12 protein-coding genes are annotated in these 13,623 nt (G+C 66.9%); 5 read left to right on the top strand and 7 right to left on the bottom strand.

Features of this window, described 5'->3' with window-relative positions; genetic code table 11:
• Positions 1 to 54: 54 nt before the first annotated feature.
• The 6 genes from XdyCFBP7245_RS15495 to xanC are packed head-to-tail and all read right to left on the bottom strand — an operon-like array spanning position 55 to position 3,689.
• Positions 55 to 702: a LolA-related protein gene (locus XdyCFBP7245_RS15495; protein WP_104616450.1), complete on the bottom strand. Its 648-nt coding sequence runs from the start codon at positions 700 to 702 to the stop codon at positions 55 to 57.
• Positions 626 to 1,600, bottom strand: a complete 975-nt coding sequence (locus XdyCFBP7245_RS15490) for a lysophospholipid acyltransferase family protein (RefSeq protein WP_104616449.1) — start codon at positions 1,598 to 1,600, stop codon at positions 626 to 628. Before XdyCFBP7245_RS15490 ends, XdyCFBP7245_RS15495 begins: the two co-directional genes overlap by 77 nt.
• Entirely contained in the window at positions 1,597 to 1,884 is a 288-nt protein-coding gene (locus XdyCFBP7245_RS15485; RefSeq protein WP_104616448.1) for an ApeI family dehydratase, read from the bottom strand. Before XdyCFBP7245_RS15485 ends, XdyCFBP7245_RS15490 begins: the two co-directional genes overlap by 4 nt.
• An 11-nt stretch (positions 1,885 to 1,895) precedes the next feature.
• Positions 1,896 to 2,645 carry a lysophospholipid acyltransferase family protein gene (locus XdyCFBP7245_RS15480; protein ID WP_104616447.1) on the bottom strand — a complete coding sequence of 250 codons (750 nt, stop codon included), beginning with the start codon at positions 2,643 to 2,645 and terminating at the stop codon, positions 1,896 to 1,898.
• Positions 2,646 to 2,698: 53 nt separating this feature from the next.
• Positions 2,699 to 3,382 (bottom strand): COG4648 family protein, encoded by a 684-nt coding sequence (locus XdyCFBP7245_RS15475; protein ID WP_170068672.1) that lies wholly within the window; start codon positions 3,380 to 3,382, stop codon positions 2,699 to 2,701.
• A gap of 37 nt (positions 3,383 to 3,419) precedes the next feature.
• The gene (xanC, locus tag XdyCFBP7245_RS15470; RefSeq protein ID WP_011260626.1) at positions 3,420 to 3,689 is read right to left on the bottom strand and encodes a xanthomonadin biosynthesis acyl carrier protein XanC; all 270 of its coding nucleotides are present in this window, start codon (positions 3,687 to 3,689) and stop codon (positions 3,420 to 3,422) included.
• A gap of 585 nt (positions 3,690 to 4,274) precedes the next feature.
• Here xanC and XdyCFBP7245_RS15460 point away from each other — a divergent pair.
• Positions 4,275 to 5,282, top strand: coding sequence for a chorismate transformation FkbO/Hyg5 family protein (locus tag XdyCFBP7245_RS15460; RefSeq protein WP_170068671.1), 1,008 nt, complete (start codon positions 4,275 to 4,277; stop codon positions 5,280 to 5,282).
• Positions 5,283 to 5,901: 619 nt separating this feature from the next.
• On the opposite strand, the gene XdyCFBP7245_RS15450 is transcribed toward XdyCFBP7245_RS15460, so the two are convergent.
• On the bottom strand, positions 5,902 to 7,245 hold the full coding sequence (locus XdyCFBP7245_RS15450) for an AMP-binding protein (RefSeq protein WP_170068670.1): 1,344 nt from the start codon (positions 7,243 to 7,245) through the stop codon (positions 5,902 to 5,904).
• A gap of 549 nt (positions 7,246 to 7,794) precedes the next feature.
• On the opposite strand from XdyCFBP7245_RS15450, the gene XdyCFBP7245_RS15445 reads away from it, so the two are divergent.
• From XdyCFBP7245_RS15445 to hemF, 4 genes are all read left to right on the top strand, one after another.
• Positions 7,795 to 10,161, top strand: coding sequence for a S9 family peptidase (locus XdyCFBP7245_RS15445; protein ID WP_104616442.1), 2,367 nt, complete (start codon positions 7,795 to 7,797; stop codon positions 10,159 to 10,161).
• A 399-nt stretch (positions 10,162 to 10,560) separates the two neighbouring features.
• Positions 10,561 to 11,277 (top strand): SH3 domain-containing protein, encoded by a 717-nt coding sequence (locus XdyCFBP7245_RS15440; RefSeq protein ID WP_104616441.1) that lies wholly within the window; start codon positions 10,561 to 10,563, stop codon positions 11,275 to 11,277.
• Positions 11,274 to 11,834: a hypothetical protein gene (locus XdyCFBP7245_RS15435; protein WP_104616440.1), complete on the top strand. Its 561-nt coding sequence runs from the start codon at positions 11,274 to 11,276 to the stop codon at positions 11,832 to 11,834. Before XdyCFBP7245_RS15440 ends, XdyCFBP7245_RS15435 begins: the two co-directional genes overlap by 4 nt.
• Before the next feature lie 665 nt (positions 11,835 to 12,499).
• The gene (gene hemF, locus XdyCFBP7245_RS15425) at positions 12,500 to 13,399 is read left to right on the top strand and encodes an oxygen-dependent coproporphyrinogen oxidase (RefSeq protein ID WP_104616438.1); all 900 of its coding nucleotides are present in this window, start codon (positions 12,500 to 12,502) and stop codon (positions 13,397 to 13,399) included.
• Positions 13,400 to 13,623 lie beyond the last annotated feature (224 nt).

Genomic DNA, 13,623 nt, shown 5'->3' with positions numbered 1-13,623 from the left:
CGCACGATCTGGCGTTTTTGACGACGGCTAGCAGCCAGACCTGCCCGCGCGTGGTCACGCGCCCGGGCCGTGGCAGAGCGTGGTCAGCGCTGCGGCGTCGTTGACGCTGGCCGCTGCACGTGCCGCACCGGCCAGCAGCGTGCGTTGTGCATCGCCCTTGGCCGGAATGCTTTCGATGCAGCGCAGCTCATCGTTGCTGCCGTACAGACGCAGCTCGCGTACCTGCTTGGCTACTGCGGCGTCCTTGGGCTGCAAGGTCAGTTGCCAGACCTGCGCTGTGCCTTGCCCGCTGAGGCGATACTGCTGCTCCAGCAGCGCGCGATCGCCCGACAGCAGCGCGCCGAAGCCGGACTTCAACCCGGCCAGTTCGGGCACGCGGCTCAAGGCGAACTTGCGCGGCGGTTTGCCCTCGCGTTCGAGCACGCCTTCGTCGCCGCGCAAGGTGGTGGTTTCGCGATACGGCGCGCTGACCTCGCGCACCAGCGTCTGCGCATCCGGACGGCGGTAATGGCCCTGCACACGCAACGGCGTTTTCAGCAGCGCGGAGCCGCGCAGTTCGACGAATTCGGTGCTGGCAGGCACCGGGCGTGCCAGGCGTTGCAGCACCTGGCCGACATCCAGGGCCTCAGGCGGTGCGGCGCATAGCGGTGCGGCGCTGAACAGCAGTATCAGCATCCACGGCAGGGTGCGGCGCATCGGCATGGTGGGTGTTCCAGAAATCGTAGAAGTTGAACCAGTTGTACGGCGCGTAGCGCGTGTAATGTTCCAGCCTGGCAGCGTAATCGCGCATGAGCACCGCCAGCACCGGCGCACGTTGCCGGCGCGGCACATCCAGGCCTTCACTGAAGGTCTCGAACGCCAGCTCGTAATGATTGCCGCCGCGATACAGGCCGAACGCCAGCACTACCGGCACCTTGAGCGCCGCGGCGATCAACCACGGCGAAGTCGGGAACATCGCATTGCGGCCAAGGAACATCGCCGGCAACGCCGGGTCGCCTTCGCGCGGGCGATCGATCAGCAGCGCCACCAGCGCGCCGGCGTCGGTGGCGTCCTTGATCGCCATGACGATCGAGGTCGCATCCATGCCGGCATCGATGATGTTGGCGGCCAGCTGCGGGTTCAACGCGCCCAGCAGGTCGGTCATCGCGCGGTTGTGGGCCTTGTCCAGCACCACCTTGACCTGCACGTCGGGGCGCTCGGTGGCCAGCACGCGCAGCGCATCGAAGCTGCCCAGATGCGAGCCGAAGATCAGCACGCCGCGGCCGCGGTCCATCTGCGTGTGCAATTGATCCAGCCCGGTGATGTCGACGCGGAAGCGCTGCATCTGCCCGCACAACATGTACACGCGGTCCAGAATGGTCGACGCAAACGTATGGATATGCCGCGCCACATCGCGCAGCCTGGCCGGGCGATCAAGCACACGCGCCAGATAGGCACGCGAGGCAGCGCGCTCGGGAGCACGCACCAGCAGGAAGTACAACGTGATCGGGTACAGCAGCGCGCGCGCCACCGAACGCCCGGCGTACCGGGCAATGCCGCGGATCAGCCACAACGCAAAACGTCCACCGCCTTCCGGGCGTTGTTTCCAATGCTTGTTCATGCCGCGGCCTCCGCCACCAGTTCGCCGCTGACCAGCACCTCGCCGGCACGCTGCACGCGGAAGCGCCAGCGCGGCCCCTCGCCTTCCAGCATGACCGACGCGGTCTGGCCGGGCAGCAACGGCTGCACAAACTTCACCTGCGGCAGCCGTGCCGCGGCGCGCGGGCCATGCAGCGCTTCCACGGCCTGCAGCACATGGTCGAGCACGACCACGCCAGGCACCACGGGGCGACCCGGAAAGTGCCCGGGCAGGCAGGGATGATCATGCGGCACGACGAAATCCATAAGCGCGGAACTCAGATCCTGGGTTGAAGCATTGCAGCCACGGCCTTGTGTGCCTGCTCGGTCAATTGTTGGCGATCCGGTGCATCCGGCCCGGTGACCGCGATCGGCTCGCCGATGCGCACGCGGATGATGCCGGGACGCACCCTGAACACACCATCCACCGGCAACACCTTGCCGCACCCATCCAGCGCCACCGGGACAACCTGCACACCAGCGTCGATAGCGGCCTGCAGTAGCCCGGCCTTGAATGGCAATAATGCGCCGCTGCGGCTACGGGTGCCTTCGGGAAACAGACACAACTGTTTGCCCTCGCGCAACAGCGCGGCCGCCTGCCGGCGGACCAGCGCGCCGGCGCGGCGGCTGTCGCGGTCCAGGAACAGCATGCCGGTGGCGCGCGCATACCAGTTCACGAACGGCACCTTGAGCATTTCTTCCTTGAGCAGGAAGCGCAGCGGCACCGGCAAGGCGTGGAACAAGGCGCAGATATCGATGATGGACTGGTGGTTGCTGACGAACAGATAGTTCTTGGACCAGTCGACCCGCTCGCGCCCTTCCACGATCACCTTGGCGCCCGCGCCGCGGAACAGCACCGGGGCCCACATCCAGCTGCCCATGCGCAACATGCGGTCGGCGTCGCGGGTGATCGCCAGCAACACCAACGCATACACAATCCCGCCGGCGGTAAACGTCAGCGTGAACGCCAATTGCAGCAGATTGAACACACCCCACGCCAGGCGCGACGGCATCCTTGCCAACGGCATTTTTGTCTTGTCCCCGAAACTGTGCACGTACGTCGCTGCCCCTGGCCACGCACTCAACGCAGCAGATCGCGCCAGAAGTCCGGCCCGAGCCGCGCCATCTGGCGCAAGAAATCTGGCAGGTTACGATAGGGACGCTGCGGAAACCAGCGCCCGCGCAATAGATATTCCCCAACAAAGAATCCGCCAACCACGCCGTACACCAGCAAATTGGCGAACAATGAGGCGCGTTCGTCGCTGATCGGCAGCGGCGAGGCATAACCCAGTTGCGCCAGCACGCCACTGGGTTCGGCGCACAGGGCCAGCACCAGGTTGAGCAGGGTCAGCCCGCACAGCAGCAGCGCCCAGGCCAGCGTCAGGCCGCGTGTGTAGCGCAATTGCGCCGGCGTCACCGCCATGCCGGCGCGGCCATACAGGCCTTGCACGATGCGGGTGATCAACGGGGTGCGGCCGTGCCGCAGGCTGCGCCCGAAGAACCAGGCGACCCATCCGGTGAACACCACCGGTGGCGCGGCAAGCACCAGCATGGCATGCGGGGAATGCCACAACGCGCCCAGGCCGGCCAGGCTCAGCAGCGCCAGCGCCCAGGCCCACGCGCGCCGCGCGACCATCGGCTCGATCAACACCATCAGCACCAGCATGACGCCGGCGATCACGGCCAGGTCGGAGCGGTGGCTGGCGTTGGCCCAGTGGGCAAGCGGCGAATACGCCACCGCCAGCAGCACACCCAGCCCCAGCACCCACGGCGGGGCATCGCTGGGCGCGGCGGTCGCAGCCTCAGACGGTCTTGTTGGCTTCGACATGCGCCGACAATGCGCGCAGCGACGCGAAGATGCGACGGTTCTCGTCGTTGTCCGAGCGCAGCTGGAAGCCGTAGCGCTTGCTGATCGCCAGCGCCAGTTCCAGCGCGTCGATCGAGTCCAGGCCCAGCCCGGTGTTGAACAGCGGCGCTTCCGGATCGATGTCGGCGGGTTGGACGTCTTCCAGGTTCAGACTTTCGACCAGGAGTTCGGCCAGTTCACGTTCGGCAGCGGTTTGCGAGGACATCCAGAATTTCCAGGGTAAGGGTCGGTCAAAGTCGGAGCAGGCAATCGATAGCGCGCGGCCGGTGGCGGGCGGCACGTCGAGCCGGCAGTGTACGTGGGGTACCTGTCGATTCCGAGCGCCAGGCCCGCGTCGCTTCCGTCGATCGCCCTGCCCCGGCGTTGGTCCGCGTGGGTGGATCTCGGCGGGCGCACAGATGTCCAGGCCGTCGGTCAGGCTATCATGACTGCATGACGCTCGCCCGCTGCAGGTTCGTTTCAGGATGACTTCCACTGTGTTGCGCCCCACCCCGACCGCCAAGCCGGCAGCCGGGTCGGCTCCCGGACCGGAGTGTCCGGATGCGCTGATCGGTGACCGCCGCCCCGCCGGTCGCGCAGCGGCCATGGCGCCTACCGGCCTCGCTTGGGCGCAGCAGCCCGGTCAGGCTCCGCCGCCGCGCCGCTGTGTCGGCGATTCCCAGCGCGCAACTGGTGCCATTGCTGCACGCACATTCCCATCGACGACGCCGTGCGCGTGGCAGTCGTGGCGCCCGCATCGGCGCCCGTCCATGCCCGGTTTCGACGGCACCACCTTGCAACGAGAGATTCGATGACCGTTTCCCCGGCCCAGACCGCGCAGCCGCTGCGCCATCCCCGCCTACAGGTCGATTATGTCGACCGGACCGACCCCGCCGCACTGCTGACCGATCCGCAGGTGCTGGCCGTGTTCGGGTTCGGCAATGCCGCGCCGCGTCTGCACGACCCGCGCTATCTGCGCGTGCCGCTGCAGCCGTATCAGGCCGATGTGCTGGAGGTGTGGCGGACCGATGCGCAGGTGCGCAGCGGCCGCGACGGCAACATTGCCTGGTCCAGCGATGGGCATCTGCAGTTCGGCGTGATCGAGATCGACGAGCAGGATGTCGACATCGAAGACGCCGCGGCCAAGGCCTATGCGGAAATCACCGCATTCGTGTCCAGCAGCCAGACCCCGCGCCTGCTGCGCATCTGGAACTACCTGGATGCCATCACCCTGGGCAGCGGCGACCGTGAGCGCTATCGCCAGTTTTGCGTGGGCCGTGCGCGTGGACTGGGCGCTTTCGACGTCGCGCAGTTGCCGGCCGCCACTGCGGTGGGCCGCTGCGATGCCGAGCGCATCATCCAGATCTATTGGCTGGCCGCCGCCGATGCCGGCACGCCGCTGGAAAACCCGCGCCAGGTCAGCGCCTACAACTACCCGCGCCAATACGGCCCGCAGCCGCCGAGTTTTGCGCGCGCCATGCTGCCGCCCGCCGGCAGCGACATGCCGCTGCTGCTGTCAGGCACCGCCGCGGTGGTGGGCCATGCCTCGATGCATACCGGCCAGTTGCTGGCGCAGTTGGAAGAAACCTTCGCCAATTTCGATGCCCTGCTCGGTGCCGCACGTACCCATGCACCGGCGCTACCCGCGCAGTTCGGCGCCGGCACCCGCCTGAAGGTGTATGTCCGCGAGCAGGACGACCTGGCCAAGGTCGCGCAGGCCCTGGACGCCCGCTTCGGCAACGCGGTGCCGCGCCTGCTGCTGCACGCGGTGATCTGCCGCGATGAGCTGGCGGTGGAGATCGATGGTGTGCACGGCTGAGTGATGCCGTGTGTGCCGGTGTGCCGCAGACCGTGGCCACCCGCTACCCGCTGAAAACCGCGTGCGGCACGCATCGCGAGATACCGCCGTCATCGCGGCCAGGCTGTTACCCATCTGGCCACTGACCATGCATGGCGCAGGCGCTGGCAGAGCGTCGACATCGGTGAGATCGTGCGCTCAGTCGAGCAGACGACGCTCTCACGGAGACAGCATGCTTGTTCTCGCAATCCTCCTGGCGGCCGCAAGCCCTGCCGGAGCGCAGAAATACGCAGGGCAAGCGGCGTTCGAAGCGCTGGCAGATCAGGCAGATCGGCGCTGCCCAGCCCAACGGATCAGATCGATCACGCCAGGTGATCTGGATTTTGCGCAGGACGAGTTTCAGGCGCAGCTGACGCAGCGTGATCGCACGCGCTTGAGTGCGGCCAACACAGCCGATGCGCGCTGTGCGGATCAGAACGGATTGGCCTGCCAAGTGCATGCGACCCTGGAGGCGATGCAGAAAACTCAGCTGCTGACGCGTTTCTCGGCCTACCTCTGCGCTCATCCAGCACCCGGCCAGTAAGCAATCTACTCACGCAGCCGTTGGCATCGGCCTGCAGAGGGCATTGCCCAAACCTGCTCAGCCGTTGAGCAATCCCAGCACCGCATCGCGCGGCAGTTTGCCGGTTTCGTTGCGTGGCAGCACGGCAAGCTTGCGCAGGCGGCGCGGCAGGAATACCGGGTCGACGCTGACGCGTAATGCGGCCAGGATCTGCGCTTCGTCCAGGGTCGGGGCGACCACCAATGCGGCGATGCGGCCCACCGACTGACCTGCGTCCGGCGCCAGCTGCACGATGATGCCGTCGATCACGCCGGGGATGGCGAGCAGACGGCGGGTGAGGTCGGCCAGCGATGCGCGTTTGCCGGCGATTTCCAGCGAATCGGCCTGGCGTCCGCGTACCTGAAAGGTCCCGTCGTCGGCCACGTCCATCATGTCGGCCAGCAGCACCGGCGTGGCCAGATGCGGCGCATGCACCAAGGTGCCTGCGGCCTGGGTTTCAAGTCGCACGCCGGGCAGCGGGGTCCATGCGGCTTCCAGCGCGGTGCGGCGCACAGCGAATACGCAGGTTTCGGTGGAGCCGAACATCTCGCGCACTTCGCCGCCAAACCGCGCTTCGGCTGCGGCGGCAACCTCCTGCGCCAGCGGTGCAGTGGCCGAGACGATGCCGGCCAACGGCGGCAACACCACCCCGGATTCGACCAGGGCACGCAGGTGCACGGGCGTGGTCACCAGCACGCGCGGAGCGGGAATGTCGGCCAGCGCGCGCGCCACATCGTCCGGAAAGAACGGGCGGCCCGCGTGCACTGCCAGCTCGGTCACCATCGGTAGCAACACCGACAATTCCATGCCGTACATGTGCTGCGGCGGCACGGTGGCTACCACGTGCGGCACCGCGTCGGTGTGCGCCCACAGGCTTTGCAGCGCGACCAGATCCTGCCGGGTACTGGTCAGAAAACTGCCCCAGGTCTTGGGATTGGGTTGCGGGCGACCGGTACTGCCGGAGGTGAAGCCGATCGCCACCAGTGCATCGTCGGCCAGCTGCAGAATCGGGCCGTCCGCCTGCGGCAGCGCCTCCGGCAGTTGCCAGTAGCGCGGCGGCGCCAGCTCCAACGCCAGATCGCCCAGGCAATAGGCATCGGCGTGACCGGCCTGCACTTCGCCCACCACCGCCGGCGCGCGCGACGACGGCAGCAGCGACACCTGCCCGCGCAGCGCGCAGGCATAGAACGCCACCATGAAGCGGTAGCGGTCTTCGCACAGATTGACCGCATGGCGGCCCTCCGGCAGCTGCTGCGCCAGGCCATGCACATGCGCGACGAAGGTCGCCAGATCCACCGACTGCCCCGCGCGCCACGCCAACGGCCGACCAGGCGCGCCGACAGCCATGGGGTGGGATACAACGGAAGCAGGCAGGCTGGACATGTGGATCGACAATCGCAAAAGCGCGTTAGCTTGGCCGCCACCCGGGCCGCTGGCAAGTCGGGAGGTTCCCGGCGGCCGTCCGTGGCCGCGACGCGTTGCTGGCGCAAAGTGCAGACCGGCAACCATCTGGAGCTGGCTGAGCGGGTGAATCCGCTCTGGATCAGTGCGGGCCGACGTGCGCGCGCTAGCGCCGAGGTTCGCAGGCGTGGACATTGGTCGGTAGAACGTCACCTGCATGCTTGTGTTAGCGCAATCGCGCGCCGAGCACTTCAACCTGCGTGGCGGTAAGGCGCAGAGACTCTCCAGCGGATATTGGCGACCATGCATGTGCGGCGACGTATTGCATACGAGCGCAACGCACTGATTGCCATGTGCGGCGGCTCCAATAAGGTGCAGCACCCAATAACAGTGGCGCCCGCCTGGCACCCCCGCCATGCGGTTACCCTGCGTTACGCCGCCCACACATGACCTGTGGGCCAAGCCCGTCGCAAAGGCGAACTGCTAGGCTTGCGCGTTCTCCTTTGCGTCCAGTTGTTTCCGATGCCCAGATTGCTGCCGTTGACCCTTCTGTTGCTGGCTGCCGCCGCGCACGCGCAGTCCAGCGCACCGCTCACCATCGAACAGGTGATGGCCGATCCGGACTGGATCGGGCCGTCGGTCGATCAGGCGTGGTGGCAGTGGGATGGCAAACAGGTGCAGTACCTGCTCAAGCGCGATGGCAGCCCGGTACGCGATACCTATCGCCAGGGCATCGACGGCGCGGCGGCGGACCGCGTGGCCGACACGGCGCGCGCCGGCCTGGATGCGGCCAACCCCAGCTACGACGCCACGCGCCAGCGCATGCTGTTCGCGCGCAATGGCGACATTTTCCTGCGTGATCTGCGCTCGGGCGCGCTGACCCAGCTGACCCGCAGCAACGAGGTCGAATCGCGTCCGCAATTCGCCAGCGATGGCGGTGCGATCTGGCGCGCGGGCAACAACTGGTACCACTGGCGGGCCGATGGCGGCACCGCGCAGGTGGCCGTGGTCAAGGCCGAGCGCGACCCCAATGCCGCGCCCAAGGCCGATGTCTTGCGCGAGCAGCAACTGGCCACGCTGGCTACGCTGCGTCGCGATCGCGAACAGCGCGATGCGCTGCGCACGCAGGAAGATGCCTGGCGCCGCGCAGACGCCACGCGCGCAGCAGCGCCGGTGTATCTGGGCGATGAGGTGGAGATCGTCGACAGCGCATTGTCGCCGGACGGCCGCCACCTGCTGGTGGTGACCCAGGCCAAGAACGCCGACGAAGGCCAGGCCGGCAAGATGCCCAAGTACGTGACCGAATCCGGCTACGAAGAATTCCAGGAAACCCGCTCCCGCGTCGGTCGCAATGCACCGGTGGCGCATGCGCTGTGGCTGGTCGATGTGGTCGCAGGCAGCGCGCGCCAGCTGTCCTTCGATGCGCTGCCCGGCATCGCCACCGACCCGCTGGCCGCACTGCGCAAGGCCGCCAAGCGCGACGCGCTCAAGGGCAACCGGGCGGTGCGCGTGGAAAGCGATGGCGACGGCAGCGGCCCGGCGGTGCATTGGAGCGACGATGGCCGCAACGTGGCGGTGGAAATCCGCGCAGTGGACAACAAGGACCGCTGGATCGCCAGCGTGGATCTGGACAGCGCCAAGCTACAGCCGCGTCATCGGCTGAGCGACAGCGCGTGGATCAACTGGGACTTCAACGATTTCGGCTGGTTGCCCGACAATCGCACGCTGTGGCTGCTCTCGGAAGAATCCGGCTATTCGCAGCTGTACACGGTGGAAGGTAACGGCAAGCCGCGACAACGCACCCGTGGCAAGTGGGAAGTGTCGATGCCGGTGTCCAGCGCCGATGGCAGCGGCATGTATTTCCTGTGCAATCAGCAATGGCCGGGCGATTACGAGGTGTGCAAGCTGGATCTGCGCACCGACCAGCTCACCGAAGTGACGGCCTTGAACGGTGTGGAAGGCTTCGACCTGTCGCCGAACGGGGAGCAGTTGCTGGTGCGCTACTCCGGCGCCTATCTGCCGCCGCAGCTGGCGGTGGTGCCGGCGGCGGGCGGCCAGGCCACGCTGCTCACCGACACGCGCACGCCGGCCTTCAAGGCGCAGACGTGGATCGCACCGCAGTACGTGCAGGTGCCGTCCAAACACGGCGCCGGCACGGTCTGGGGCAAGTACTACGGGCCGCAGACTCCCGAACCGGGCAAGCAGTATCCGATCGTGATGTTCGTGCATGGCGCCGGCTATCTGCAAAACGTATCGCAACGCTACACGCCGTATTTCCGCGAGCAGATGTTCCACAACCTGCTGGTGCAGCAGGGCTACATCGTGCTGGACCTGGACTACCGCGCCTCCGAAGGCTACGGGCGCGACTGGCGCACCGCGATCTACCGCAACATGGGACATCCGGAGCTGGAGGATTACCTGGACGGCCTGGATTGGCTGGTCGCCACCAAGCAGGGCGACCGTGCACGCGCCGGCATCTACGGCGGGTCGTACGGCGGCTTCATGACCTACATGGCGCTGTTCCGTAGCCCCGGCACCTTCAAGGCCGGCGCTGCGCTGCGGCCGGTGGGCGACTGGATGCAGTACAACCACGAGTACACCTCCAACATCCTCAATACGCCCGAGCTCGACCCGCAGGCCTACAAGACCTCCTCGCCGATCCACTACGCCGACGGGCTGCAGGACCACCTGCTGATCGCCCACGGCATGATCGACGACAACGTGTTCTTCAAGGACTCGGTGGACATGACGCAGAAGCTGATCGAGTTGCACAAGGACAACTGGCAGGTGGCGCCGTATCCGCTGGAACGCCACGGCTTTACCCGGGCCGACGCTTGGCTGGACGAGTACAAGCGCATCCTCAAACTGTTCAATGAGCAGGTGAAGCCGCAGCGCTGACCGACGCGCTGCGCCCGTTGCAAGGCGGGCGTTGCAGGCACCGACACACAGAGGGTTGCAGTGCCGGGCGCAGCGTTTCCAGGCGCCACATCGCTGGCGACGTCGCAGATGCGCGTTTGAAGCTTGTTGTGGGCGCTCGCTTCCGCCGCCTTGTCCGCAAGCGATCGCCGCAGCGTGCAACCGCCTGCGGCAATCAAACCGAACGCAACGCGTCGCGCAGCCGGCACGCAGGTTGGTTGCGTTGCACTCACCTCTCCCTACGCAAGTGGCTCTAAGCTTGACGCAGGATCGGCAGAGGGTATGTGCGTGCGCCCTCTGCATCGGTCTGACGCAGGACCGGTGCGCCGCCGGCCTGGCGGCGACCTTCCACTCATTGCTGGCGCACACAAGGTAGACGCGATGGGCCTGTGGGACCGTTTGTTTGGACGCAAGATCGCCGTGGCGAAGCCGCCGCGTGCAGAACCCACCGTCGCGACGGCGCCTGTCGACGATGCCGGCGAGGCAGCTGCCGAGATCGACCCCGCACTGCAGCCGGCGCTGAGCGCGTTTCAGCGCGGCGATCACGTGGGCGCCTACAACGCGGCGCAAGCGCAGCTGCAGGCCGGTGCGGATGCGCAGCGCCTGTGCGCGCTGGCATTGAGCGCGCTGGACCGCTACCACGAGGCGTATCCGTATTGGCTGGCGCTCTACGAGCTGGAGCCGACCGCACACAACGCGCTGCAGCTGGCCACCACCTCGGTGATGTGCAACGACATCGAGCGCGGCGAGCAATGGCTGCTGACCTTCGACGATCTCAACGCGCAGGAGCGCTCCACCTCGCCGGCCACGGCGCGCACCAGCTTCCTGACCGCGCTGACCCGCGCCGGTCACGGTGCGCATGCCCTGCCGCATCTGGAGTGGCTGCGCGAAGCCTATGCCGGCATGTCGATCACCGACAGTCATTTTTTGTACGTCCGCGGCCTGCCGTTCTTCGACGCATTTCTGGAGCGCAGCACGCCGTTGCTGCGCGAGTGCCTGCCGGCCGATGCCCTGCCCGGCTGGTACGCACAGCTGCAACCCGCGCTGGATCCGCCGGGGCAGGCCGCAGTCGCCGCGCATATCGCGTCGCTGCAATGAACGCGGCGCTGCGCACATCGCCCCAGCCGCGCGGCGGCTTCGTCTCGCCGCTGGCATGGGTCTCGTTGTTGCTGGGCGTGGTCAGCGCACTGGCCAACCTGTTGCAGGTCGTGGTGCTGCTGGCGGTGCCCGACGCCACCACGCTCGCCTTGCCACCGGGGATGACCTTGCCGCCGTCGTGGCAGTGGGTGATCGACCACGGCATGGCGTTGTCGGTGATTGGCGTGGTGCTGTCGGTGGTGTTCGCATGGCTGAGCTGGGCGCTGCTGCAGCGACGCGAGTGGGCGCGCATCGGCTTTGTGGTGGTGCTGATCGCGACCGGGCTGCTCAATTTTGCCGGGCTGGCGTTGATCGGGCCGTTGTTCGACGGCGTGCAGGCAATGCTGCCGGCCGATGTACTGCACAGCCCGGAGTGGCCGCAACTGCAGGCACGCCTGCAGGCCACGCAGCAGATGGCGTTGGTACTTACCGGCCTGGGCGCACTGGCCATCGGCTGCGTGCACGCAGCCCTCGCCTGGCGACTGTGCACGCCAGCTGTTCGCGCGGAGTTTGCATAGGTCCAGTGACTTTGGCGCAGGCGAGAGCCATGCAGTCCGCGCGCAGATCGGCTGCCTGGCGATCTGCGAACCTGTGGAGTCGAGGGCGCTGTGAGGACACCGCACCAGACAGTTTGCTGGTGGTTTTGCTGAAGAACCAAACCTTCGCGTCGCGCGATTTCGGGAGTTGCTGGTTGCTGTGCCGAAACCCTGGGCACCGATCAACGCGACTGGTCCTTGCCCGCTCACCGTCGCGGGACCCTTGGCGGCATGGATGCCGCCACGGAGCTTACAGGGACGTACTTGCAGCGTGTCCTGCGAGGGTGGGCGGGCAAGGGCCCTGCAGCAAACGCGAAAGACCTCGAGTGCGCGGTGCCCTCACCGCTCGCGGGACACGCCGTGAATCCGTCCGTGGAGGCTCGGTGGCGGCATCCATGCCGCCACACGGTCCCGCAAGCGGCGAGGACACCGCACCAGACAGTTTGTTGGTGGTTTTGCTGAAGAACGTAACTACCGGTTCGTGCGGTTTGCTGGTTGCTGTGCTGAAACTTCACACACAGAGCCAACTCGACTGATCCTTACACGCTAACCGCTGCGTGACCTTCTCCACCTTCCGCATCGCCCTGCGACAAACGGGCACGTTCGGATGGGCGCACCGGCTGCGATGCACGGCTTAGAATTGGGCCATGAACGAATTCGACCGTGTACGCGATTATCTGACCGACCTGCAGGACCGCATCTGCGCCGCTGTGGAAGCCGCCGATGGGCGAGCGCGGTTCTCCGAGGATCTGTGGCAGCGTGAGGAAGGCGGTGGGGGGCGCACCCGCATCCTGCGCGACGGCGCCGTCTTCGAGCAGGCCGGCATCGGCTTTTCGGATGTGTCCGGCACGCGCCTGCCGCCCTCGGCCAGTGCCCACCGGCCTGAGCTGGCGGGCGCCACCTGGCGCGCCTGCGGCGTCTCGCTGGTGTTTCATCCGAACAACCCGCACGTGCCGACCACGCATATGAACGTGCGTTACTTCCGCGCCGAGCGCGATGGCGAGGCGGTTGCCGCGTGGTTCGGCGGCGGCTTCGATCTGACGCCGTTCTACCCGGTGGATGAAGACGTGCAGCACTGGCACCGCACCGCGCAGACGCTGTGCGCGCCGTTCGGCGAGGAGCGCTATGCCGCGCACAAGCGTTGGTGCGACGAATACTTCTTCCTGCGCCACCGCAACGAAACCCGTGGCGTCGGCGGGCTGTTTTTCGACGACCTGGGCCAGGACTTCGAGCGCGACTTTGCCTACCAGCAGGCCGTGGGCAATGGCTTCCTGGATGCCTACATGCCGCTCGTGCAGCGCCGCAAGGACACGCCGTTTGGCGAGCGCGAGCGCGAGTTCCAGCTGTATCGCCGCGGGCGCTACGTGGAGTTCAACCTGGTCTACGACCGCGGCACCCTGTTCGGGCTGCAGAGCGGCGGGCGCGCCGAGAGCATCCTGATGAGCCTGCCGCCGCGGGTGCGTTGGGAATACGGCTACACCGCCGAGCCCGGCAGCGCCGAGGCGCGGTTGCTGGACTACCTGGTGCCGCGCGACTGGCTGGGCTGACAGTGAGGTTGCCGTGATCGGAGCGGGCCGGATTGCAGGGGCCGCCAGCGTTGCTGCCCTGCGAGGCACTGCGCCATGCCCGATGCATCCGAAGGCGCTGAAATCTTCCCCGTGCGGGGATTGGTTTCAACGCCTTTATCCGTTGGGTCATCCGCGCATATTCACGCGTTCAGATTCACTCATAGTTAAACCTGAATTGCGGAAATGAAACGCTGTGTTGATTG

Source organism: Xanthomonas dyei, assembly GCF_002939865.1.
In the GTDB taxonomy this organism is placed as follows: domain Bacteria; phylum Pseudomonadota; class Gammaproteobacteria; order Xanthomonadales; family Xanthomonadaceae; genus Xanthomonas; species Xanthomonas dyei.
Note: the sequence above shows the minus strand (reverse complement) of the source record. Positions and strands in the feature narration are given on the sequence as shown.

Coding starts and splice junctions, on each gene's coding strand:
- XdyCFBP7245_RS15440 (WP_104616441.1), top strand. CDS start 10,561: ATGGGCCTGTGGGACCGTTTGTTTGGACGCAAGATCGCCGTGGCGAAG.
- XdyCFBP7245_RS15485 (WP_104616448.1), bottom strand. CDS start 1,884: ATGGATTTCGTCGTGCCGCATGATCATCCCTGCCTGCCCGGGCACTTT.
- XdyCFBP7245_RS15480 (WP_104616447.1), bottom strand. CDS start 2,645: ATGCCGTTGGCAAGGATGCCGTCGCGCCTGGCGTGGGGTGTGTTCAAT.
- XdyCFBP7245_RS15460 (WP_170068671.1), top strand. CDS start 4,275: ATGACCGTTTCCCCGGCCCAGACCGCGCAGCCGCTGCGCCATCCCCGC.
- xanC (WP_011260626.1), bottom strand. CDS start 3,689: ATGTCCTCGCAAACCGCTGCCGAACGTGAACTGGCCGAACTCCTGGTC.
- XdyCFBP7245_RS15490 (WP_104616449.1), bottom strand. CDS start 1,600: ATGAACAAGCATTGGAAACAACGCCCGGAAGGCGGTGGACGTTTTGCG.
- XdyCFBP7245_RS15435 (WP_104616440.1), top strand. CDS start 11,274: ATGAACGCGGCGCTGCGCACATCGCCCCAGCCGCGCGGCGGCTTCGTC.
- XdyCFBP7245_RS15495 (WP_104616450.1), bottom strand. CDS start 702: ATGCCGATGCGCCGCACCCTGCCGTGGATGCTGATACTGCTGTTCAGC.
- XdyCFBP7245_RS15450 (WP_170068670.1), bottom strand. CDS start 7,245: ATGTCCAGCCTGCCTGCTTCCGTTGTATCCCACCCCATGGCTGTCGGC.
- hemF (WP_104616438.1), top strand. CDS start 12,500: ATGAACGAATTCGACCGTGTACGCGATTATCTGACCGACCTGCAGGAC.